Annotated in this window: 20 protein-coding genes and 1 other annotated feature; of the genes, 6 read left to right on the top strand and 14 right to left on the bottom strand. The window is 44.6% G+C overall.

Annotated features, from left to right (window positions below):
* Nucleotides 1-45: 45 nt before the first annotated feature.
* A complete protein-coding gene (brnQ, locus tag ACF8EG_RS24540) occupies nt 46-1,359 on the bottom strand; it encodes a branched-chain amino acid transport system II carrier protein (RefSeq protein ID WP_005459396.1) in 1,314 nt (437 codons plus the stop codon).
* A gap of 331 nt (nt 1,360-1,690) precedes the next feature.
* On the opposite strand from brnQ, the gene ACF8EG_RS24535 reads away from it, so the two are divergent.
* Complete coding sequence (locus ACF8EG_RS24535) at nt 1,691-2,410, top strand: tRNA1(Val) (adenine(37)-N6)-methyltransferase (protein WP_053815953.1); 720 nt, start codon at nt 1,691-1,693, stop codon at nt 2,408-2,410.
* A gap of 107 nt (nt 2,411-2,517) precedes the next feature.
* Nucleotides 2,518-3,741: an ATP-dependent RNA helicase SrmB gene (srmB, locus tag ACF8EG_RS24530; protein ID WP_005479730.1), complete on the top strand. Its 1,224-nt coding sequence runs from the start codon at nt 2,518-2,520 to the stop codon at nt 3,739-3,741.
* A gap of 105 nt (nt 3,742-3,846) precedes the next feature.
* Here the strand turns inward: srmB and yaaA are convergent, their stop codons facing one another.
* Nucleotides 3,847-4,623, bottom strand: coding sequence for a peroxide stress protein YaaA (yaaA, locus tag ACF8EG_RS24525; RefSeq protein ID WP_025523242.1), 777 nt, complete (start codon nt 4,621-4,623; stop codon nt 3,847-3,849).
* A 107-nt stretch (nt 4,624-4,730) separates the two neighbouring features.
* On the bottom strand, nt 4,731-6,164 hold the full coding sequence (locus tag ACF8EG_RS24520; protein ID WP_005459389.1) for a sodium:alanine symporter family protein: 1,434 nt from the start codon (nt 6,162-6,164) through the stop codon (nt 4,731-4,733).
* Between the two features lie 721 nt (nt 6,165-6,885).
* Between ACF8EG_RS24520 and ACF8EG_RS24515 the strand changes: the two genes are divergently transcribed.
* Nucleotides 6,886-7,071, top strand: a complete 186-nt coding sequence (locus tag ACF8EG_RS24515; protein WP_005459060.1) for a DUF3545 family protein — start codon at nt 6,886-6,888, stop codon at nt 7,069-7,071.
* A 230-nt stretch (nt 7,072-7,301) separates the two neighbouring features.
* On the opposite strand, the gene ACF8EG_RS24510 is transcribed toward ACF8EG_RS24515, so the two are convergent.
* From ACF8EG_RS24510 to nfo, 3 genes are all read right to left on the bottom strand, one after another.
* The gene (locus ACF8EG_RS24510; RefSeq protein WP_005459058.1) at nt 7,302-7,853 is read right to left on the bottom strand and encodes a hemerythrin domain-containing protein; all 552 of its coding nucleotides are present in this window, start codon (nt 7,851-7,853) and stop codon (nt 7,302-7,304) included.
* Between the two features lie 112 nt (nt 7,854-7,965).
* On the bottom strand, nt 7,966-8,646 hold the full coding sequence (gene ung, locus ACF8EG_RS24505) for a uracil-DNA glycosylase (RefSeq protein WP_005465920.1): 681 nt from the start codon (nt 8,644-8,646) through the stop codon (nt 7,966-7,968).
* Nucleotides 8,647-8,929: 283 nt separating this feature from the next.
* Complete coding sequence (gene nfo / locus ACF8EG_RS24500; RefSeq protein WP_029859666.1) at nt 8,930-9,817, bottom strand: deoxyribonuclease IV; 888 nt, start codon at nt 9,815-9,817, stop codon at nt 8,930-8,932.
* 326 nt (nt 9,818-10,143) lie between these two features.
* Here nfo and grcA point away from each other — a divergent pair, with 326 nt between their 5' ends.
* Nucleotides 10,144-10,521: an autonomous glycyl radical cofactor GrcA gene (gene grcA / locus ACF8EG_RS24495; RefSeq protein WP_005459053.1), complete on the top strand. Its 378-nt coding sequence runs from the start codon at nt 10,144-10,146 to the stop codon at nt 10,519-10,521.
* A gap of 139 nt (nt 10,522-10,660) precedes the next feature.
* On the opposite strand, the gene thrC is transcribed toward grcA, so the two are convergent.
* Genes thrC through thrA form a run of 3 tightly spaced genes read right to left on the bottom strand, consistent with a single transcriptional unit; the run spans nt 10,661 to nt 15,374 of the window.
* Nucleotides 10,661-11,941 carry a threonine synthase gene (gene thrC / locus ACF8EG_RS24490; protein ID WP_025542033.1) on the bottom strand — a complete coding sequence of 427 codons (1,281 nt, stop codon included), beginning with the start codon at nt 11,939-11,941 and terminating at the stop codon, nt 10,661-10,663.
* Nucleotides 11,938-12,894, bottom strand: a complete 957-nt coding sequence (gene thrB, locus ACF8EG_RS24485; RefSeq protein ID WP_005479586.1) for a homoserine kinase — start codon at nt 12,892-12,894, stop codon at nt 11,938-11,940. The genes thrC and thrB overlap by 4 nt, the downstream gene beginning before the upstream one ends.
* A 20-nt stretch (nt 12,895-12,914) precedes the next feature.
* Complete coding sequence (thrA, locus tag ACF8EG_RS24480) at nt 12,915-15,374, bottom strand: bifunctional aspartate kinase/homoserine dehydrogenase I (protein WP_005479590.1); 2,460 nt, start codon at nt 15,372-15,374, stop codon at nt 12,915-12,917.
* A 54-nt stretch (nt 15,375-15,428) separates the two neighbouring features.
* Nucleotides 15,429-15,548 (bottom strand) — a sequence feature (Thr leader region).
* Between the two features lie 439 nt (nt 15,549-15,987).
* Between thrA and ACF8EG_RS24475 the strand changes: the two genes are divergently transcribed.
* Entirely contained in the window at nt 15,988-16,458 is a 471-nt protein-coding gene (locus ACF8EG_RS24475) for a hypothetical protein (RefSeq protein WP_005460677.1), read from the top strand.
* On the opposite strand, the gene ACF8EG_RS24470 is transcribed toward ACF8EG_RS24475, so the two are convergent.
* Entirely contained in the window at nt 16,455-16,937 is a 483-nt protein-coding gene (locus ACF8EG_RS24470) for a putative 4-hydroxy-4-methyl-2-oxoglutarate aldolase (protein ID WP_025795751.1), read from the bottom strand. The genes ACF8EG_RS24475 and ACF8EG_RS24470 overlap by 4 nt on opposite strands.
* 53 nt (nt 16,938-16,990) lie before the next feature.
* Nucleotides 16,991-17,398, bottom strand: a complete 408-nt coding sequence (locus tag ACF8EG_RS24465; RefSeq protein ID WP_025795750.1) for a DUF3293 domain-containing protein — start codon at nt 17,396-17,398, stop codon at nt 16,991-16,993.
* A 360-nt stretch (nt 17,399-17,758) separates the two neighbouring features.
* On the opposite strand from ACF8EG_RS24465, the gene arcA reads away from it, so the two are divergent.
* Nucleotides 17,759-18,475 (top strand): two-component system response regulator ArcA, encoded by a 717-nt coding sequence (gene arcA / locus ACF8EG_RS24460; RefSeq protein ID WP_005479585.1) that lies wholly within the window; start codon nt 17,759-17,761, stop codon nt 18,473-18,475.
* A 67-nt stretch (nt 18,476-18,542) separates the two neighbouring features.
* Here the strand turns inward: arcA and ACF8EG_RS24455 are convergent, their stop codons facing one another.
* From ACF8EG_RS24455 to ACF8EG_RS24445, 3 genes are all read right to left on the bottom strand, one after another.
* Nucleotides 18,543-19,007 (bottom strand): hypothetical protein, encoded by a 465-nt coding sequence (locus tag ACF8EG_RS24455; RefSeq protein WP_025795748.1) that lies wholly within the window; start codon nt 19,005-19,007, stop codon nt 18,543-18,545.
* Nucleotide 19,008: 1 nt separating this feature from the next.
* Nucleotides 19,009-21,360 carry an aerobic respiration two-component sensor histidine kinase ArcB gene (gene arcB, locus ACF8EG_RS24450; protein WP_017449171.1) on the bottom strand — a complete coding sequence of 784 codons (2,352 nt, stop codon included), beginning with the start codon at nt 21,358-21,360 and terminating at the stop codon, nt 19,009-19,011.
* Nucleotides 21,361-21,586: 226 nt separating this feature from the next.
* On the bottom strand, nt 21,587-23,332 hold the full coding sequence (locus ACF8EG_RS24445) for a diguanylate cyclase (protein WP_025795746.1): 1,746 nt from the start codon (nt 23,330-23,332) through the stop codon (nt 21,587-21,589).
* Between the last annotated feature and the right edge of the window lie 3 nt (nt 23,333-23,335).

Below are 23,335 nucleotides of genomic sequence, written 5' to 3'. Positions count from 1 at the left end.
TGAATCACTTCATCGGGCTTTTTCATTATTCAATTTCTAGCGTCTTTACGCCGCTTCTTCTCGTAGTTCTGGTTGAACAGATTTAGAGATGAAGAACATGCAGATGATAGCTGCCAGAGTAGGAAGAACCCAACCCATGCCCACTTCAAACAGCGGTAGTACGTTGAACGCAGATACATCCAAACCAGCAACTTTCGCTGCATCAACAAGTGCGAACAATAGTGATACTAGCAGTACCGCACGGTATGCAAAGCGAGGATTTGGCAGTTTGCTACGAACAAAGGTAAGAGCAACCAAAGCAATCGCCACTGGGTAAAGGGCAAACAGTACAGGTACAGAGAGCGAAATCAATTGCGCTAGACCAACGTTAGCAACTAGCGCACATACTGCACCGTTGATTAGAACCCACTGCTTGTATGACAGTGATGTCTTCGAGCTGAAGAAATCAGAACATGCTGAAATCAGACCGATAGCCGTTGTCAAACACGCTAACAATACAATCACAGAAAGAACGATTTGACCGTAAGGGCCAAACAACGCTTGAACGTACTGGCTTAAAATCAGACCACCGTTGTCTGCGCCCGCAGCAACTGTTGCACTGGTAGCGCCTAGGTAGAATAGCGAAATGTAAACAAATGCTAGACCAGCCGCAGCGATACAACCTGCAAAAATCAGGTACTTAGTCGTCGCAGAACGCTCCGTGATGCCTTTGCCGCGCAGTGCATCCACCATCAACATACCAAACATCAGCGATGCGAAAGTATCCATGGTGTTGTAGCCTTCAAGGAAGCCTTTGGTTAGTGGCTGAGTTAGGTACTCACCACGAGCTCCAATCATATCGCCTTGAGGATCTAGGAATACTGCAACAGCAAGAATGATCAAACCGACAAACAGCGCTGGAGTCAGCACTTTACCGATCAAGTCGATAAGACGGCCTTGGAACCAAGAGAACAGCATTGCAACCGCAAAAAAGATCACAGAGAACGCGGTAAGGTGCGCTTGAGAAGCTTCAACAAAGAATGGCTTCACGGCCATCTCGTAAGCCACTAGACCTGTACGAGGCGCTGCAAACGCAGGACCAATAATGATGAAGATAAGTGCTGCCATCAATACTGCTGCTTTTTTCGGAAGATCTTGAGTCAAGTGATCCCATGATCCACCTGCAACAGCAATAGCAACGATAGTAATAAGAGGTAGACCTACCGCTGTTAGCAAGAAACCAAACATCGCTGGCAATAGGTTTTCACCCGCGAGCTGACCCGCTAGAGGTGGAAAGATGATGTTGCCTGCACCTAAAAAGAACGCAAATAGCATAAAGCCTACTGCGACAATATCTGTTAGTTTTAACGTCTGCTTCACAGATAACCCTTTTCTTTATTTAATGAATGTTGTGTATGCATCGACCACTTTTTTGTATACCCAAAAGTTAATGAGTATCTGTGGTTCAATCTATAAAATTTTCGCCGCATAATGACGAAAGACTCATCATTTGGCAACCTTTAAGAAAAAAACACCATATTAATTTAGTTTTTAAACTTAAAAGCAGTGTATCTAACTAGATCAAAAGAACCGTACAGTTCTTTATCTCGATCAATTAACCATACAATTTAATAACCAACAAAACAACAATCTATACAAATAAGAAACAATAGAGAATTTCACTTAAATATTGAGCAGATAAAAAACAATCATGAAGAGCGGAAAATTTCAAACTAAAGGCTTCAAGTTTAAGCAGTTTTGTATCGAAGGAGGCGAAAGTGGCATGCCGGTGAGTACCGACGGCGTGATGCTTGGCGCGTGGATGGAAAGTCCGAGCTCTGCCCATATCTTGGATATCGGGACAGGAACAGGGTTACTCGCTTTGATGTGTGCTCAACGCTTTCCTGACGCAAAAATTACCGCCGTTGACATCGAAACCACAGCGGTTGAAGCCGCAAGCCACAATTTTTCGCACTCGCCGTGGCACGACCGACTCTCAGTTCAGCATACCAATGTTTTGATTTTTTCGCCGCCGCAACGCTTTCAACGCATTGTTTGCAACCCACCCTATTTCAACACTGGTGAGCAAGCTAAACAAAGCCAGCGAGCAACCGCTAGGCATACCGACTCCCTACGCCATGATGCGTTGCTTAAGTGTTGTTATCAGTTGCTAGATACAGAAGGAAAAGCCAGCTTTGTGCTGCCAATCACCGAAGGGGAGCTATTTATTGAACTAGCATTAACCCAGGGTTGGGCTCTATCTCGACTGTGCCGCGTGCAACCATCGGAAAAGAAACCCGTACACCGTTTGCTGTTTGAACTGGCAAAGCAACCTTGCGATACTCAAGAGTCACATTTGATTATTCACTCATCAGACGGTTACAGCGATGATTTTGTCCGCTTAACCCACGAGTTTTATCTTAAGATGTGAAATAACATGTGATCCTTATCACCAATCACTTTATAATGTGCGACCTTTTTATATTCTATGCTGCTTTGGCGAACCATTAACCAAGCTTTGCTTGTGGAGAACTCATTGTGATCAGAACCTTTGCTGAACTTGATCTAGACCAAAACCTACTTGAAGCCATTGAAGAGATGGGCTACGAACGCCCAACTAAAATTCAGGCAGAAGCGATTCCACAAGCGTTGGATGGTCGTGACATTCTAGCGTCAGCGCCAACGGGTACTGGTAAAACGGCAGCCTTCGTTCTGCCAGCATTGCAATACTTGCAAGATTTCCCTCGTCGTAAACCTGGGCCTGCGCGTATTTTGATCCTTACGCCAACTCGCGAACTGGCGATGCAGGTTGCCGACCAAGCTCGTGCTTTGGCAAAGAACACTAAGCTGAACATCTTCACGATCACAGGCGGCGTTCAATACCAAGAACACGCAGACATCCTAGCAACTACGCAAGACATCGTAGTTGCAACACCAGGCCGTCTACGTGAGTACATTGATGCAGAACGTTTTGATTGTCGTGCTATCGAATGGCTGGTTCTCGATGAAGCAGACCGCATGCTGGACATGGGCTTTGCTCCAACGGTTGACCGTCTGTCGAATGAATGTCGCTGGCGTAAGCAAACCCTTCTGTTCTCAGCAACACTAGAAGGTAAAGGCGTAGAAGGCTTCACGGCTGACCTATTGAACGAGCCAGCAGAGATCGACGCAAAATCGCCACTGCGTGAGCGTAAGAAGATTGCTCAATGGTATCACCGTGCTGATAGCGCAGAACACAAACTGGCTCTGCTGAAACATATCATCACAGAGCAAGCTGAGCGCACTATCGTGTTCTTAAAAACTCGTGAACGCTTGGCAGAGCTACGTGCACAACTTGAGAGCGCACAAATCCCGTGTTCGTGGATTCAAGGTGAAATGCCTCAAGATCGTCGTAATAATGCCATTGCACGTTTCCGTGACGGCACTGTGAACGTGCTACTAGCAACTGACGTTGCGGCGCGTGGTATCGACCTTCCTGATGTTTCTCACGTTATCAACTACGACATGCCGCGCACGGCTGACGTATACCTTCACCGTATCGGCCGTACAGCTCGTGCAGGTAAGAAAGGTAACGCAATCTCAATCGTAGAAGCGCACGACCAGCCAATGATGGATCGCGTAGCACGTTACGTGAAAGAAGACATCAAAGAGCGTTTCATTAAAGAGATGCGCCCTAAGCACAAGAAACCTGTGTTTAAGAAGAAAAAGAAAAAAGAAGACAAGAAGAAAACAGCGAAAAAGAAAACCGCTAAGAAGAAGTAATCTTGTTGAGGCTTAAAAAGCCCAAATAGAAATAACAAAGGGTTGGCAGTGCCAACCCTTTTTCGTTTGTGTAGCTTTCAATTAATAACGCGTATTGCGCTTCAATCAGTTTTGCTCTTCACGTTTAAATACCAAGTCTGTTGGTGTCGACTCTTCCTCAACGAAGTAGTAGCCAGCGGTATCAAACTTCGTTAAATCCGCCACGCTCTCAATGCGATTTTCGATGATGTAACGCGCCATCATGCCACGTGCTTTCTTCGCATAAAAACTGATCACCTTGTATTGACCATTCTTACAGTCTTTGAAAATTGGCGTAATCACTTGTGCATCCAAGTTCTTTGGCTTCACCGCTTTAAAATACTCATTCGACGCAAGATTGATCAAAACATTGTCGCCTTGCTCAGCAATCGCTTCATTGAGCTTGTCGGTAATCACATTGCCCCAGAACTGGTACAGGTTGCTACCTTTCTCGTTCGCCAGTTTTGTCCCCATCTCCAGACGGTATGGTTGCATTAAGTCGAGCGGTTTGAGCAGACCGTACAGACCAGATAGCATGCGTAAGTGTTTTTGCGCGTATTCGAAGTCCGCATCTGATAGTGTTTCAGCTTCCAAGCCCGTGTACACATCACCTTTAAACGCCAAAATGGCTTGACGCGAGTTTTCCGTTGTGAACGTTTCGCTCCACTCTTGGAATCGCCCGACGTTCAGATCGGCTATTTTGTCACTCACTTTCATTAAAGAGGCAACATCAGCAGGCGTCAGTTTGCGGCAAACGTCGATCAATTCTTTTGAATATTCAATTAACTCTGGTTGAGTAAATTTTTCTGTCGCTAACGGAGACTCGTAATCGAGGGTCTTCGCTGGAGAAACTACGATAAGCATGACTTTCACTTCCCTAATTTTGTTTTTTATTAGGGTACAAAAAAAGCCATGCATTGTCTGCATGGCTTTACGAATCGTCTTAATAGCTTTTAACGATAGGAGAACACTTAGTCTTTCTTAGTGTTGTCCCAAATACCGTCTTCTAGCTGAGACTTAAGCTCAGGGAAATCGTTCGCATCGAACGTTGGTACTTTACCTTCGCCTAGCTGGCGGTTGTAGTCTTTCGCCAGTTTGATCACGATGCCCGATAGCAACAGAATCGCTACCAAGTTAACAATCGCCATCAGACCCATCGAAACGTCAGCTAACGACCAAACCACAGGAAGAGACGCTAGCGCACCAAACATTACCATGCCCAGAACCACAACGCGGAAGATGCTTAGACCAGCTTTATGGTTGTGCTCCAAGAAGATCAGGTTCGTTTCTGCGTAAGAGTAGTTCGCGATGATTGAAGTAAACGCGAAGAAGAAGATTGCAACTGCAACAAAGATGCCGCCCCAATCACCAACTTGCGAGCTCAACGCACGCTGAGTTAGCTCAATACCAGTAACTTCCGTTGCTTGACCTACATACTCGCCCGACATCAGGATAATCGCTACTGTTGCAGAACAGATAACAATCGTATCCATGAACACGCCTAGCATCTGAACGTAACCTTGAGATGCTGGGTGCGGTGGGTAAGGCGTTGCCGACGCTGCCGCGTTAGGCGCAGAACCCATACCCGCTTCGTTCGAGAATAGACCACGTTTGATACCGTTGATCATTGCTTGTGCAATCGCATAACCAAGACCACCCGCTGCTGCTTCTTGCAGACCGAATGCGCTCTTGAAGATCAGCATCAATACATCTGGTAGTTTCTCTAGGTTTGAGAATACAACGAACAATGCAAGTACTAGGTATAGCAGTGCCATGATAGGAACGATCAGCTCAGCTACTTTCGCGATACGCTTGATACCACCGAAGATAACTACAGCTGAAAGTGCAACAACAGCAATACCAACGTATAGGTCATTCCAACCAAATGCGTTGCTCATTGCGTTTGCAATTGAGTTCGCTTGTACGGCGTTGAATACCAAACCAAAAGCGATGATTAGGAAAACAGAGAACAACACGCCCATCCAACGCATGCCCAAGCCTTTTTCCATGTAGTAAGCAGGACCACCACGGTAGTTGCCATCATCATCTTTGGTTTTGTATAGCTGCGCCAGAGTACTCTCTGCAAACGACGTTGCCATACCAAGCATTGCGATCAGCCACATCCAGAAGATCGCGCCAGGGCCACCCGCAGTCAATGCAACTGCAACACCCGCCATGTTACCAGTACCTACACGAGCAGCAAGACTAGTACAAAGCGCTTGGAAAGAAGAAATACCAGCTTTGTCTGCTTTACGGCTGTTCTTAAGAACAGAGAACATGTGGCCGAAGTGGCGGAATTGGATGAATCCCAATCGAACGGTGAAGTAGATTCCTACACCTACAAGAAGATAAACCAGAATCGAACCCCAAAGGAGGTCGTTCATCAAATTGATTAAGTCTGTCATGTGTACCTCAAAGTGAGTTGCGCCAGTCTGTGCGTCCGAGCCATCCACCAGATTGCCTGCTAAGTGTCAAAGTGTGCTTAGCTTTTTGAGTAATGTTTATGCGCAATCTAGAATCGTAAACGTCGCTTCATGCATCCATTTTACGTACCAGCGTATTTTTTGACGGGCGGATAATGCAACCTAGGAACGCAAAAATCAATATGCAACCATTACAATAACATTGTTATTTTTCACTATAAAGTCACCAAAAAATAACATAAAAAGAGAGCTTAACACCCCAAATGCGTAACATTTCAATTACCAACATCCAACATAAATAATTACACCGACGTTAATAGAACAGCACTCCATAAAAAACGAACCAAGCTAGTATTCACAAGGTGTTACATAAATTTATCTTTGCCGCCAGAGAGGTAATCGAACACTATTTCATCAAACACATTTTATGCAACTTCAACCTTTGCTTAGTACTCTAATTGAACGCATCAAATTAACATTGAAAATCTCTTCATTTAATCGTTTTCCTTTTCTCGTTTGTACACTTTTTATTCAATTGTTCACGAAGCAAAATGTGATTTTGAGAGAACTTTTGCACGAAACTGTCATGTTACCGACACAAATGCGAAATATATCATGGTTATTCTCACACCTATTGTGGTACTTAAAAAACTCCACAAGGACTGGTTACAACAGTTTAGATAAAGAAGGGTAAAGGTGGCTTATGGAAGGCTTTCAACTAGATGAGATTTTCAATCTGGATACTACCTCAACAACAAGATCTCGCGCTAAACCAGTAAAAAGAAAGTGGCGTGAAATAGAAGAGATGAACGACAGACGTAACTTACTTAAAGAACTACGTGAACTTGATGTTTGCAACGACTACAGCTTAGACGACATCAAACTCTAATTTGAACAAAAGGCACCCTAACGGTGCCTTTTGTTTTTGTATAGAGAAGGGTTACATGTTCTGATTCTCTACGTCTAAATGTTTACGTGGACGGAATTCTTACTCAATGAGAATTAGCCGTTCTTTTTATCGAGAACTGGTTAAGTTGAATTTCCATTCAATTCTCAAATAATAAGAATTACCACAAATAAACCCGAGCAAGGTTTATAGATACTCGGGCTTTGAGTGAGTTAAACAAACTCCATATCGCTTTGACGAACGCGCTCAGCAAGCTGTTTGTAGCGATCCGCAATCGTGTCACCAAATACAGGGTCGTCTTCGCTCTCTGTCCACAGACTTTCAACGTGTTGCCAGTCTTCAGTAGTAAAAAGCTCTTCAATTAATGGCAGGATTTTTCTCTCTTCGAGCTCAAGGTGACGCTTTTGCGACTCAATGAAATCTTCTAGCTGAGCAATAAAGATATCTTGAGGAACAACCGCATCTTGCAAAATCATCTCAATGAGCATCGAAAACTCTTTGGTCTTCTCGGCAAGCTCTTGGTGCTCTTTCTCCAAGTTTTCCATGGTTTGTTGCTTACCGTAATGCTTGAGGAAATGATGGTAGAGAATATCTTCTTTCGGATGATGAATTTTTTCCGAATGGTTTGAGAGGTAATCAACAATCTCGCTTACTAGCGAGTAATTAATGGCGTTTTCTTCTTTAATTTCGTTGAGTTTATGGCGCAATATGGCCAGCAGGCGAACCATGTAGCCGTGTTCGCGTCGAATTCTTTCGATCATCATAGCGTCTCTCCTTAACACCTACTTTTAATAAGTGTACATGAGAAATTCGCTACCAGCTTCGAGCATGCTCAAAAAAACAGCGATCATAGCACCATGATCGCTGTCTCTTCTTTTATACCGTTAACGGTAAATGCCAGTTGATTGGCTCTTTTCCTTGCGAAGCAAGTAATTGGTTTGCTTGGGAGAAATGCTTACAACCCAAGAACCCTCGATGAGCAGACAATGGCGATGGATGCGGCGCGGCTAATACATGGTGCTTCGAGCGGTCGATGAAACGCCCTTTCTTCTGAGCGTGAGAGCCCCATAAAAGGAACACGACCCCATGCTGATGCTGGTTTATCGCTTCAATCACTCGGTCTGTGAATGTTTCCCACCCTGTTTTAGAGTGTGAGTGCGCTTTGCCTTGCTCAACCGTCAAAACCGTATTGAGCAACAATACGCCTTGCTCTGCCCAGCTTTGCAAGAATCCGTGCTGAGGGATCTGGAATCCTTCGATATCTTGAGCCAATTCTTTATACATGTTCACGAGCGACGGTGGCGTTTTGATTCCAGGAAGCACAGAGAAGCACAAACCATGCGCCTGATTTGGACCGTGGTATGGGTCTTGTCCTAAGATCACCACTTTCACATCGTTAAACTCCGTGAAACGAAATGCGTTAAAAACATCTTTTGCTGGCGGGTAAATCGCTTTGCCTGCTGCTCGTTCTGCTTCAACAAAATTCAACGTGTCTACAAAGTAGCTCTGCTTTTTCTCTTCGCCGATCACATCGTGCCAAGTGGGTGACTGATTCATGGAAAGTTCCTGTCCTGAGTTTTGCTTCTATTCTAACGAGCGAAACCCAAACAAACAAAAACTTACCACGAACTTGAGAACAGTAATAAAAGGCTAATGCTTCTGCGGCGTTCTAAAATGACCTTGCCCAGTAATATGGCGATTAGGCATCGGCAGACGCAATACGCGGCGACTGTAAGCATAGGGAGCAAAAGAGAGTGGTCGAGACATAGTGGCATCCTTCTTTCTTAATTCAAATTGACTTAAACGACTAAGAAAGAAAGGTGCCAACTTTGCGATTACATTATTGGTTGTTAATAGCGGCTAAATGAAACTGGCGCAGTGTGTTGATCTCTTGCTGCCAGATGTCCGGATCAATTGTTTCTAAAATCAGAGGGATACCATCAAAACGAGAGTCTTTCGCAATGTACTCGAAACAATCCCACCCGATCTCTCCTTTACCTAAAGAATGGTGGCGATCCACTTTGCTAGCAAACTCTACTTTTGAATCATTTAGATGCATTGCTCGCAAATAGTGCATACCCACAATACGGTCAAATTCAGCAAAAGTGCGTTCGCAATCTTCTTTTGTACGCAAGTCATAACCAGCCGTAAAGGTATGGCAGGTATCAATACAAACACCGACACGATCTTTATCTTCCACTTGCTCGATGATTTCAGCTAAGTGCTCAAACTTCCAGCCAAGATTTGTGCCCTGCCCCGCAGTATTCTCAATCACCGCTACCACATCCGGTACAGTTTTGTGCGCTAAGTTGATTGACGCAGCAATCGTTGCCAAGCATTCCTGTTCAGAGACTTTCTTTAGGTGACTACCCGGGTGGAAGTTAAGCAAAGTCAGTCCCAACTGATTACAACGCTCCATTTCATCGATGAACGCAGCGCGTGACTTATCCAACTTGTCCGCTTCTGGAGCACCTAAGTTAATCAGGTATGAGTCGTGCGGGAGAATATGTTCTGCGCCGAAACCCAGCATTTTACAGTTCGCTTTAAATGCACTGATGGTTTTTGCTTCTAAAGGCTTCGCCACCCACTGGCGTTGGTTTTTTGTAAATAGTGCGAACGCATTCGCGCCAATTTCGCGAGCTCTCAACGGCGCTTGATCGACCCCACCAGCAGCAGAGACATGTGCACCTATGAGTTTATTACCAAACTTGTTTTTCATGTTTGTCATTTAATCACTTTAGACTTTCAGTATCGCTACCCAAATACAGATAGTTGCGTTAATCAGTTTAAATTCTAAGCTCACTTTGTAGTAAATTTACAACAAAGTGAGTTATTAAATATTTTTTATATTATCAAATAAATTGTAATTAGTATGTTTTCAAAGGTTTTATTGATTTAACTCAACAAAATCACCTTAATAAAAATAATGTTTTTGGTTGTTTTTTGACTTAAATCAATATTAAAATAGTGGATATTAGCTATATAATACTCAGCTCAACAAAAATTCGAAAATTAACACCAATAATCACCACGTAAGTGGTCTAGGAGATAGTGATGATCCAAGGTATCCAAATTACTAAAGCAGCAAACGACGAACTACTAAACTCAATCTGGCTACTAGATAGCGAGAAGAATGAAGCACGTTGTGTTGCTGCAGCAACTGGTTACGAAGCAGACCAAGTTATCGCAATCAGCGACCTAGGTGAATACGAAAGCCGCGAAGTAGCTATCGAAACTGCACCTCGCATCGAAGGTGGTCAACACCTAAACGTGAACGTTCTTAAACGTGAAACGCTAGAAGATGCAGTTGCTCACCCAGAAAAATACCCACAGCTAACAATCCGTGTTTCTGGTTACGCAGTACGCTTCAACTCGCTAACGCCAGAACAACAACGTGATGTTATCGCTCGTACATTTACTGAGACTCTATAATAGAGTACGCTCAAGTAAGTTTTAAAAACGGCGCTCAATGAGCGCCGTTTTTTTATGTTCGATTTCTGCCCTAGACCAGCCCTATAAAAACAAAAAGGCGGAGACAATGCCCCACCTTTTATCACATATTCAGTTTTGGTTACTGAACGCGGCGTAATACTGTTTTTAGTGCATCAAAATCCGCGTCAAGATCTTCAGACAACAACTCCATCGCAGCATGTTTAGCTAGTGGTGCAGGCAATTCGATATCCGTCTGAAGAATATCATCTACAACCTCTTTGAACTTCGCTGGGTGCGCAGTACACAAGAACAGACCCGTTTCACCTTCTTGCAGTTGCTCTTCCAATACGCGGTAAGCAATCGCACCGTGTGGCTCACATAGGTAGCCTAATGCGTACAAGTCTTTTACTGATTGTGCGCTTTGCTCATCAGAAACTGCGCCTTTACCTAGTGTCTCTAGACCCCACTCTTTCACACGGCACAGCTCTTCGATACGCGGCCAGTTGTTCGGTTGGCTCACGTCCATCGCATTTGAAGTGGTTGCAACCGTTGGTTTTGGCTCCCATTTGCCCGTTTCGAGGTAACGAGGCACCGTGTCATTCGCGTTGGTAGCAGCAATAAAACGTTTGATAGGTAAACCTAGCGCTTTTGCTAATAGACCTGCTGTTAGGTTACCAAAGTTACCGCTTGGTACAGAAACCACGAGGTTTTCACGCTCTTGCTTACTCATTTGCGCCGCAGCTTCAAAGTAGTAACAGATTTGTGCCATCAAGCGGCTGATGTTGATTGAGTTTGCAGAGTTCAGACCGATCTCTTCACGCAGCTCCGCATCATCAAACGCTTGTTTCACCAATGCTTGACATGCATCGAAATCGCCATTGATTGCTACAGTGTGGATGTTTTTACCTAGTGTACAAAACAGCTTCTCTTGGAGCGGGCTGATCTTGCCTTTCGGGTAAAGAATCACAACATTAATGTCTTCCATTCCGTAGAAAGCATGCGCTACAGCAGCGCCAGTATCACCTGACGTTGCGGTCAAAATAGTGATCTTGCCGCCATTAGAAACTGCCGCAAGGGATTGCGCCATGAAACGGCCACCGAAATCTTTAAATGCTAACGTCGGGCCATGGAAAAGTTCTAGCGCGTAAACGCCTTCTTTTACTTGGTTGATTGGTGCTGGGAATTGGAACGCAGCGTCAACCATTGCGTTAACTTGCTCTTCCGCCAGTTCATCACCAATCAGTGCTGATAGGATCTCAGTGCTACGAGAGACAAAATCTTCTGCTAACAACGCATCAACGTCTTCAAATTTTGGTAATTCCGATGGGAAAAATAGGCCTTGATTACGACCTAATCCTTGGCGAACGGCTTGGCCAAAGGAAACTTGTTCATCATTTTCTTTTATATTGTAAAGCTTCATAGCTCACTTCCTGTTACTTTCGAACCCTGCTTATCTAAACGACAAACGTGGACGAATCCTTCTTCGTTTTGTACGTAATTTTGTTCTAGCCAGCGAGCAACTCGCTCAGCGACATCTTTCTGTTTGCAAATACTGAACAGTGTCGGACCACTGCCAGAAATACCAGTTGCTAACGCGCCTGCTGATGCTGCGTACTGACGCGCATTCGCAAAGCCCGGAAGCAGTTTCTCACGATACGGTTCTGCGATCACGTCTTTGATCATTTTTGCAGCAAGCTCTGGCTGACCAGAATGACATGCATGAATAAAGCCCGCAAGGTGACGGCCATGAGCAATGATATCTTGTCGACGATATTGAGATGGTAGAATTTCACGCGCTTCAGCCGTCGACACTTTAATGCCCGGATACGCCATCACCCAATACCACTCGTCAAAGCAAGGGACTTCTTGGCTGATGATGCCCAGCTCTTCAAGCATCAACTGGACACCACCAAGGTAACATGGAGCAACATTGTCGTAGTGAATACCACCCGAAATTTTACCTTCCATTTCACCCATTAAAGCCAGTAATTCCGTTTCATTCAAAGGCTGGTCGTGGAATCGGTTTAGCGCGTCTAACGCTGCCACAATAGAACAAGCACTTGAGCCCAAACCAGAACCAATAGGCATGTTTTTCTCTAGCGTCATTTCAAGTGGTTTTAGCTCAATGCCTTTTTTATCCAGTTCACGAGCAAACACCACCCAACAATCGTAAACGATGTTCTCTTTTGGATCGGTTGGTAACTTCGAAACAAAGTGCCCAGCAGTGTTTAGACTGAACGGCTCAGTCCCTGCTTTTACTTGAACTCGGTCACCCAACAAAGTGCCGTCAACTGGGGACACTGCCGCCCCCAGCACGTCAAAACCTACGCTAACATTACCAATTGAAGCAGGGGCATAAACCACCACGCCCATATCACTTGAACTCATTCTTGTTATACCCCTAGTTTCCAACCTAAAGTACGCATTACATCAGAGAATACGCCTGCTGCCGTCACTTCTGTACCGGCACCGTAACCACGCAGCACTAAAGGAATTGGCTGGTAGTAGCGACTATAAAACGCCAACGCGTTTTCACCGTCTTTAATTTTGAACATTGGATCATTTTCATCGACAGCGGCCATGCTCACAGTGCACTTGCCATCATTAATTTCACCAACATAACGTAGCACTTTGCCTTCTTCTGCCGCTTTCGCTGATAACTCTTTGAAGTACGCGTCCGCTTCTGGCAAACGAGCCATAAATTCATCAACACTGCCTGAATCATCAAAGCCTGGTGGTAGCGCTTGGTCAACGACCACATCTTCAAGCTCTAATGACATACCTGCTTCGCGAGCTAGGATGAGCAGCTTGCGCGCAACGTCCATACCAGATAGGTCATCACGAGGATCTGGCTCAGTGAAGCCATTTTCTTTCGCAATATTCGTCGCTTCGCTCAGGCTCATACCCTCGTCAAGTTTACCGAAGATGTAAGACAGTGAACCTGACAAAATGCCACTAAATCGTTCAAGCTCATCGCCTGCTGCAATCAGGTTTTGTAAGTTTTCGATAACCGGTAGGCCTGCCCCTACGGTTGTTTCGTACATCAACTTGCGACGCGAGCTACGAGCGACATCTCGAAGCTGATGGTAGTACGCCATGCTTGCTGTGTTTGCTTTTTTGTTTGGCGTGACCACGTGGAAACCTGCTGCTAGAAAGTCTGCATATTGATTTGCAATGTCTTCACTAGACGTACAATCCACAAGTACAGGGTTGATGATGTGATTGCGCTGAACCAGCGCGATTAAGCGAGCTAGACTGAATTCTTCTGTTGCCGCTGACATGCGGTCGCGCCAGTGTTCTAGTGGTAAGCCTTCACTATCGAGTAGCAAGCCTTTGCTATTTGCTAAACCACACACTCGAATCACGATACCTTTTTCTGCCAGTTTGGATTGTTGACGTTGGATCTGATCCACCAGCTCACCGCCAACACCACCAACACCAACAACAAACACATCGAGGAAGTATTTCGAGTTAAATAGGTTTTCGTGACACGCTTTGATCGCCTCAGAAATTTTGTCTTCCGGAATTACCGCAGAGATAGCACGCTCTGAAGAACCCTGCGCAATCGCGACGATATTGACGTTCACTTCCGCAAGAGAAGAGAAGAAACGTGAAGCAACACCACGAGATGTACGCATGCCGTCACCAACCAAGGTAACGATAGAAACATCATCGATAAAATCAACCGGTTCCAATAGACCGTCTTTTAGTTCAAGCTCAAACGCATCCGCCAGAACTTGTTGAGCTTTCAGCTTATCATCGGCCTCGATACAGAAGCTGATGCTGTACTCAGACGATGATTGAGTAATCAAAACAATAGATACGCCAGCAGAAGACATCGCACCAAATACTCGGCTCGCCATGCCTACCATCCCCTTCATACCTGGGCCTGATACGTTAACCATGGTTAGGTCGTTAAGCGTTGTAATACCTTTGATCGCAAGATTATCTTCACCAGTATCTTGGCCGATAAGCGTACCCGCGCCTTGAGGGTTAAAGCTGTTTTTGATCAGACATGGAATGTGGAATTGCGCGATAGGAGCAATGGTCTTCGGATGCAGAACGGATGCACCGAAGTAAGAAAGCTCCATTGCTTCTTGATAGCTGAGTGACTTAAGCAATCGAGCATCTTCAACCAATCGAGGATCGCAGTTGTAAACACCATCCACGTCCGTCCAAATTTCACAACAATCAGCACGTAAACAAGCCGCTAATACTGCCGCTGAATAGTCAGAACCGTTACGACCCAGCGTCACCAATTCGCCTTTTTCATTACCCGCAGTAAAGCCCGGCATGATGTTCACATGATCTTTAGGAAGAGGATTTTGACGGAAGTTCTGTGTCGATACATCAACATCCACCATGGCTTCTAGGTGATCGCCTTTCGCATACAGATATTCAACAGGATCAATGAGGTTCGCTTTTTGCCCTTTAGCTTCCAGTACCGCCTTCATCAATTGAATCGAAACTCGCTCACCTTTACTAATGATGCGAGCATTGACGTTGTTTGGACACATACCAAGTAAGTTAATGCCGTGCACAAACTGACGCAGTTGAGAAAGAGAGGTTTTAACTTGGTTATCGAACGCCGCACCTTCTAGGTTAGGCAATACCGCTTGGATATCAGCAAAAAGCGTTTTAAACGACTCTTCCAACTCATTGATTTGCAGCTCAGCTTCACCATTGCGAAGTGCACCTTCAATGACTGCGACTAACTTATTCGTCGTTTTACCCGGCGCTGAAAGTACAACGGCCACTTCTTCTTGTTGAGCGTTATTGGCAATGATATCTGCCGCTCTTAAAAAGCGATCTGCATCCGCTAGTGATGAACCGCCAAACTTCAATACTCGCATCCCTTCCTCCGATGTATTTTCTTAATTTTTGTCTAAATTCTGTCTAAAAACGCATAAAAAAAGGCCTGTATCTTGTTGGATACAGGCCTTTTTTGTGAATTTCTTTCGCTCAGCAGCCTGCCCCAACATTTGTCGTGTCGGTAATAATAATGGTCGTGGTCATTACTACTAGGCTGTTAGATGGCATAAATAAATATTCAACGTTAATCGTGTTTGCTTATATCTACGTTTACCGAGTTTCCTATTCAGAGTCAACAAAAAATTGTTTATTTTCCAGTCTTCCAGAGGTTTATTCTGCGTAATGTCATTGATATATAAGTGCAATTACTTACGCTTGATTTTAAGAAAAACATCCTTGTTTTCTAACTTCAGGAGTTAATGCCATTAAACGAAGGGTGATTAGGAGCCATAGGTAAGCGGATCTTTCTCATAAAGCGCAAGATCAAACATTTAGACGGTGTTGTTTCTCGTTAACAACAACTTAACTGTGATCAATGTTCCTAGGATCGAATTATTTAGAAAATAGATGTGTTGGCTTTCATATTCTATGCTTTAATAGTGAGAAGCTTTTAGCAGATACTAATAAAAAAGTTAGACACAAGGAGTGGTGGACATGAAAAAATGGCTTTTTCTGTTACTGTTTTTAGTGTCTGGCGTTTCTTTTGCTAACGATCTCCCTCCCCTTCCAGGGAAAACAAGCACGTCTCCTCACAAACTGTTTATCTCGAGTGAAAGTTACCAAACCGACAGCTTTGATGTATGGAATATTGATGGTGGCTACGCCTATGAACTTTTTGATTCTGTTGACCTTTATGTAGGTGCGCGAGTCAATAACTCTCCGACTCAAAACCAAAGCGGCTTTCTCAGCGGGATCAGCTACCACTTCAATGATCGTGTCACCGTAAAAAGTACCGTAAGATCTTACAAATCTGAGAATAGCAACGGCATTCAAACCGAAGACAGTAGCCTCGCTGCTGAACTTTCTAGCCGCGTGAAAATTACCGATAAGTTAGACATTCACGCGACGTTGGATTACCAAGATTGGCAACAAGGCTTTGAGGTAGGTTTAGGTTTCCGATTTTAAAAATCGAGTGCTTCTTTTGAAATCAACACCCCATTCCAATCGGCATAAACATGATGTTTTGGTTGAACAATTTGGTTCAGCATCGTTAACGTCACGTTGACTTCACCCACACCACGCTTTTCCGTTTTAAACGGGCATGTACCCAGCGCTTGCACTCCTATGTCCATTTGCGACATTTGTGCCACATCACGCACTGCTCCGTACACGATGATACCTTCCCAACCATTTTCGATACCGACTATCGCCAGCTGATCACCAAGCAGCGCTTTTTGGCAGGAACCGTGTCCATCAACAATCAAGACTTTGCCAGTGCCATCCTGTTCTAGAACTTCACGTACTTTAGAATTATCGTGATAGCAACGCACTGTGACAATTTCGCCATGAAAGGCGGTACGTTGACCAAAGTTCTGTAGTGGTAAATTTAGCAACGTCACTTGGTCTTCAAATTGATCACAAATATCTGGTGTTATGTCTCTCATATTTCCTCCGTGAATTTGCTCGCTCGGGCATAACCCCAACGAGAGATATCCTGTTATACGAGCCTGTCGTTAATTTTTCCTAGCCAGTGTTTTTTGCTCGGTGCCGCGCACGCAACTAAGTAAAGATCACTATCTATCACATAGTAAATGGCATTTTGTTGAAACGCTTTTGCCAATCGCACAGCCTCTTCTAATGATATATCCGCCGCAAAACTCTCTTCACACCATTCAAAGCTGCGATCACCTACGTTAACGAGCACGTAATTCGAGTGTTTAAGTTGTTTTTCTAACTCTTGATTACTTATGCAGTTCTCTTTCTTTGACCGCAAATTACTGTAGGGGTTCCAAGCAGTTATCACCGCATAACTTGACGTATGCCATTCAGCTTCAAAATGAAAAAAAGATTCTGAATAAGCATTCCATAACGATACATCTATGTTCGTATTACTTTTTTCTATCATAACTCTTAAACGATTAATAACAGTTACATTTCATCAATTGATGTAAATCAACAAACTGAATGGAATTAACATTTGAGCATTGTTAGCATGCTGTTAACAATATAAAATCCGCTCCATATCTTAGGGTGTTTACGTTTCATGCCCTGCAAAGCAAGGAACTGAAAGGTAAACAAGCCCTATAGAATAAACGTCGCCATTGGATACTGGTGAGTTGGCAAAATTCCAAGGAAGGCGGATAGCTGAAAGAAGTGTTTTTTTGATCAACTTGATTTATTATCAAAATCACATTACCTGTATGTTATATTTTTGCCTAGAATTTATTCTATTAGCACAATTTTGTCACAAATTTAGGTACCGCCAATGCAAACCCCGCAGATTCTTATCGTAGAAGATGAGCAAGTAACTCGTAACACTCTTAAGAGTATTTTTGAAGCAGAGGGATACGCTGTTTTTGAAGCCAGTGACGGTGAAGAGATGCACCAAGTGTTGTCTGACAACTCTATCAACTTGGTCATTATGGACATTAATCTTCCAGGCAAGAATGGTCTACTGTTAGCACGTGAACTACGTGAGCAAGCGAACATCGCTCTGATGTTCCTAACAGGCCGCGACAATGAAGTAGACAAGATCCTAGGTCTTGAAATTGGTGCTGATGACTACATCACAAAACCATTCAACCCACGTGAATTGACTATTCGTGCGCGCAACCTGCTAAGCCGCTCAATGAGCACTAACGCAGTTCAAGAAGAAAAGCGCTCAGTAGAAAAATACGAATTCAACGGTTGGGTGCTAGATATTAACAGCCGCTCACTAGTGAGCCCTGCTGGCGATAGCTACAAGCTGCCTCGTTCTGAATTCCGTGCACTTCTGCACTTCTGTGAGAACCCAGGTAAGATCCAAACACGTGCTGATCTTCTTAAGAAGATGACTGGCCGTGAGCTTAAACCACATGACCGTACTGTCGACGTAACGATTCGCCGTATTCGTAAACACTTCGAATCAGTATCTGGTACGCCAGAAATCATCGCGACTATCCACGGTGAAGGCTACCGCTTCTGTGGTGACTTAGAAGACTAATGCAGTCTGCTAGAAATACGAAGGGCTTGCTCATTGGAGCAAGCCCTTTTTCTATGCGGCAAAGAAACTAATAAACCTTGTTTATCTTCACGTGCTTTTCAACAAGCCAACGTTGTTTACCCGCATCATCAAGCAGCAACGCCAAATCGACGGATTTATCTGTATCGGCTTCAACTTGCCAAATAAACGTCACTTCCCACTGATTTTCGCTGTGAGTGCGAGTTTCCAAGTCCCCACCATCAATCATCCACTCGGTAGTACCCTGCTTTATAATCAGAGCCTCAGCAGTCAAATTCGCAGGCAGCTGTTTGTCGCCTTCCAGATACAAAGCACCTTGAATACTCAACTCTTGAACGTCTTGCACGGGTTCTTCCTCAATCGCAGGCATTAAGTTCACCCAAAGATTGCTCTTTAGTTCAACATTCACCTGATTCATCGTAATTTGGCTGCCTTGTTGCCAGTTCACTTGAGGAACAGAACTACAACCTACGAGCGATGCAATAAGTAAGGCTACGGGTGCAAGTTTCTTCATGTTATTTCCTTTGATCCAACCAACTTTTGAGTACCTGAATATCGTTTTGGTATTCGTTCTTTATCTCTTCGACCCAGTCAGAAATATTTTCCCACCATGCCGGCATATCCGGGGATTGCGCTTTTTGAGCAACGCTTTGGATACGTTTAAGACCAATAGATCCTGCCGCACCTTTGATTTTATGCGCTTCAGAAACAATGCCATCTTGATCTTTTGCGGTCATGTTTGAGTCTAATACCTCAATGTAATCTGGCATCATGTCTTCAAACATCTTGATGCTGTCGTACACGGGTTTAACGCCGACAATATCCACATAAGACTCTAGCATATCCAGATCCAGTAGATGTGTCTCAATCACAGGAGAAGGCGCCGCTTCTTCCTTGACTTCAGGCTTAACAATCACCGCGGGTTTATCGACTCGATCAACAAAGAACTTATCTATCACTGACTGAATAGCATGCACAGCTAATGGTTTACTGATTGCGTCATCCATTCCATTTTCTAAGTACTCTCGACGATCTTTCATCACGTTCGCCGTTAACGCCACCAACGGAGGTAAGTGGTCATAATGCTCACGGTAGTACTTCGCCACATCAAACCCTGTCATGTCTGGCAGTTGAATGTCCAACAGCGCAAGGTCGTATTGATCCGGCACAAAGTTGACTAACGCTTCTTCCCCAGTCATCGCGACCGTCACGGAATGCCCCAAACTTTCTAGCAGCGACTTAGCCACCGTCACGTTAAGTTCAATGTCTTCAACCATAAAGATGTTGAGATGCACATTGTCGCGCTTTGCATCGATTACCGGCTCTTCGAGTTCAACAATAGGAACGTGAATCGACACAGTAAAAGTACTACCAAAGCCTTCTTCACTTGTGACCGTAATGTCCCCATCCATCATATTGATCAGCTGTTTCGAAACCGCTAACCCAATACCTGTACCTACTGCATGCAAGTTGTCTTTGCCCGACTTAACTTGATAATACATAGCAAAAATCTTATCCAGTTCAGCTTCAGGAATACCGATGCCAGTGTCTTCGACTTCCATAATGATAGTCGCGAAGTCTTCTTCGACATCAGCGCTGACTGTCATCACAACGCCACCTTCTTTGGTGAACTTCATCGCGTTGCTGACTAGGTTCCAAATCACCTGACGTAAACGGGTCGCATCCACCTCGATCGCTTTTGGTAGGTCACTCAAACGTTCTAAGTCGAAACGCAGTCCTTTTTGTTCCGCCATGAGCGCCGAAATACTCTCTATCTCGGCGACAAAGTCTTCAAAGTTCAATGGCGCAGGTAACAGCTCAAGCTTGCGACGGTCGAATTTGTCCATATCGATGATGTCATTGAAGATATTCCCCAACGTAATCGCACTCACGTTGATCGTCTGCATGTGCTTACGCTGCTCTTCCGTCAGCGGGCTATCAAGCAACATTCGACTCAAGCCAACAATGCCGTTTAACGGTGTGCGAAGTTCATGGCTAATTGTAGAGATAAACGTCGTTTTATCTCGGCTGGCTTTTTCTAGAGATTCTTCGTGACGCTTACGCTCAGTAATGTCACGCCCAAAACCAACCAACCCCAAGTGGCGACCGTCTTTGCTATAAAATGGTACTTTGCGCAATTCAAAATAGTGTTTTCGCCCATCAGGGTATTCCAACCATTGCTCGTAGGTGATCGCTTGGTTGTCGCTAAAGACTTTTTGGTCGGTATCTACGATTGGCTGCGCAATTTCTTTACTGTAGACATCCCACGGGCTCAAGCCGACAAGTTGATGCTCCTTCTTGCCCGTTAACTCTTCCATCGCTCGGTTACAACCAGAGAAGACGCCATCGGCATTACGGTAATAAATCAAATCAGGTGACGCATCGATGAATGAACGTAACAAAGCGGTACGCTCAGCCAACTCTAATTGCGTTCGCTCACGCTGGAAAACCTCATTCTCTAGATCCTGCATCGCCTCTTCACGCGCTTCTTCCGCTTTAATCCGCTCTTCAATCTCTAGATTGAGCTTTTCGATATTCTGCTGTAGTTGGAAGTTCAGTTCTTGGTCGCGTGAACGCATGTCTTTCAATTTAGAAACCAGCTTAGTCAATCGTTGACGAGACTCTTCTAACTGATCAACCACCACAGATAGGAAGTAAACGGCCCAAGGCGTGATTAACAAACCAAAGAAAACGGAACGTACGATGTCGATATCATCGACGCGCCCTTTGAGAGCCAAAGTGATACCAACTTGTACGACGACAGCAAGTGCCACCAGCGCTAGGGCTAACAAAATTGAAAAACGGACAATCCCTAGTTTCACCAGTAAGTCTACATAGTACTGGGCGAGATTTTTCATGGGCTTCATTCACTACTCCATGGCACAAGCAAACTATCAACCCGACATATTGAAAACGGGCAGATGTACAAGGCCTAACGCAATTTAGGTCTGTTTGATTTTGAGGCATTCACCTTGATGAACTGGCGAGAACCATGAGATCACAGACGAGAACACAAGGTATAAGCAGTTTAACGTGTTTAATACGGTGATTTAAACCGCTTGCTATCAACTTAGAGCAAGCGGTCACAAAGCGCTAGAAGGAGCTAGGGTGGATGCAGGTGCGATTACGGCCATCGGCTTTGGCCTGGTATAGCGCACTGTCGGCCATAGCGATGCCCATTTCAGGTTCATCACCATGCTGAGGAACGTAAGAAACAAAGCCGATACTCACACTGAGGTGCTCTGAAGCTTCCGAACTACCGTGCTCCATATCAAGCTGTCTAATTTGTTGATGAATGCGTTGAGCGACTTGCTCTGCACCTTCTGTTGTCGTGTTTGGCAAGATAAAACCAAACTCTTCACCACCGTATCGAGCCACGCAGTCTGAAGAACGGTTGACCACTTGCTTGAAGACCGCCGCGACACGAATCAACGCCTCGTCGCCTTGTGGGTGCCCGTAACAGTCGTTGTAATCTTTAAAGAAGTCGATGTCGCACAACATGATAGTCAAAGGCAATTTTTCACGAATGTGGTGATACCAAAGTACATGAAGACGTTCATCAAATCGGCGTCTATTCGCCACTTGCGTCAAGCTGTCCATAAAGCTCAATTTCTCAAGTTCAAGGTTCGCTTGTTCGAGTTTTTGCTCGGCGAGATAACGCTCTGAAATATCACGCGCCATGATAAGAACGCCATTCGTACCCGATGCCTTGTCTTTAAACGGCGATTTCACCACATCAAACCAAGTAATATGGCCATCACTACTCACGACCTTATCGATGTACCTTACCGGTTCCGCTTGTCGTAAAGCGTGTAGGTCGCTCGTTTCCAACCGCGTGTACATTTCAACGGGAATGACATCTTGAAGACGCTTACCAATCAAATCAGAAACTTCAGATATACCTAAAGCGTTTACAAATGGCTTATTGCACGCTTGGTACACCATATTCTCATTAAAAATACCGATAGAGTCAGGGCTTGCATCTAAGATTGTTTGAAGAACGGTGTCACGTTGAGCCAAGGCGACTTCAGTGTCTTTACGACGTTCCATTTCATCACGTAAGTTTTGCTGAATCTTATGCCACTCCGTCACATCGTGACTAATAGACAACGTTCCGAGTAGCTCACCACTTGGCGATACTAATGAGCTTAAATTCACTTCAAGCAAGCAGCTGCGACCTTGCGTGTCCGTCGTCCATTTTCGTTCACTTTTACGGGTAGCGACTCGGCTCGCCGTTGCAGTGATGGCTTCTTCTCGTCGCCCCTCCCAAAACTGGTCAAAGGCACGATTCGTCGTCAATAAGTTACCTTGGCAATCTTGCAAGCAGATCAACTCGGACAGCGAATCTAGCGCTGAGCGAGCCATCTCTAACTGCGCCAACTCTTGCTGCTGCTCTTGTAAAGTGACTTGATAAGGTTGCGCGTACATGATCCAAACACGATGACCACGTAGCAAACTCTTTCGGCCGGACAATTCAACCTTAATAGATTCGTTTTCAGATAAACGCCAATCAAAGACTTGGTGACGGAAATAGCGACTGGAAAAACTATCTAGCAACGAAGAAAGTTTGTGAAGCTCAAACAAGGCTGGGTACAAAAAGCCTGTACCCAGAGATCGAATGCCAAGCAACTGCATCGCTGCTTGATTCGAAAGTAGGATTTGTCCATGGCTGGCATCTAGCACCAGCACTGGATAAGGCGAATCAGTAATAAGCTGCTTAAGTGCGTTTTGGAAACGAAAGTAGATAAGTGCTATCGCAATCGCACTGACTATCGATAGCAGGACAATATATCCATAACTCTCCTGCCCATTCCAAAGCCAATTAAGTAACTGATCCATTTT

It is taken from the genome of Vibrio sp. YQ_11 (assembly GCF_043103065.1).
Lineage (GTDB): Bacteria > Pseudomonadota > Gammaproteobacteria > Enterobacterales > Vibrionaceae > Vibrio > Vibrio parahaemolyticus.
The sequence above is the reverse complement of the archived record's forward strand: the minus strand, read 5'-3'. Positions and strand labels throughout refer to the sequence as shown.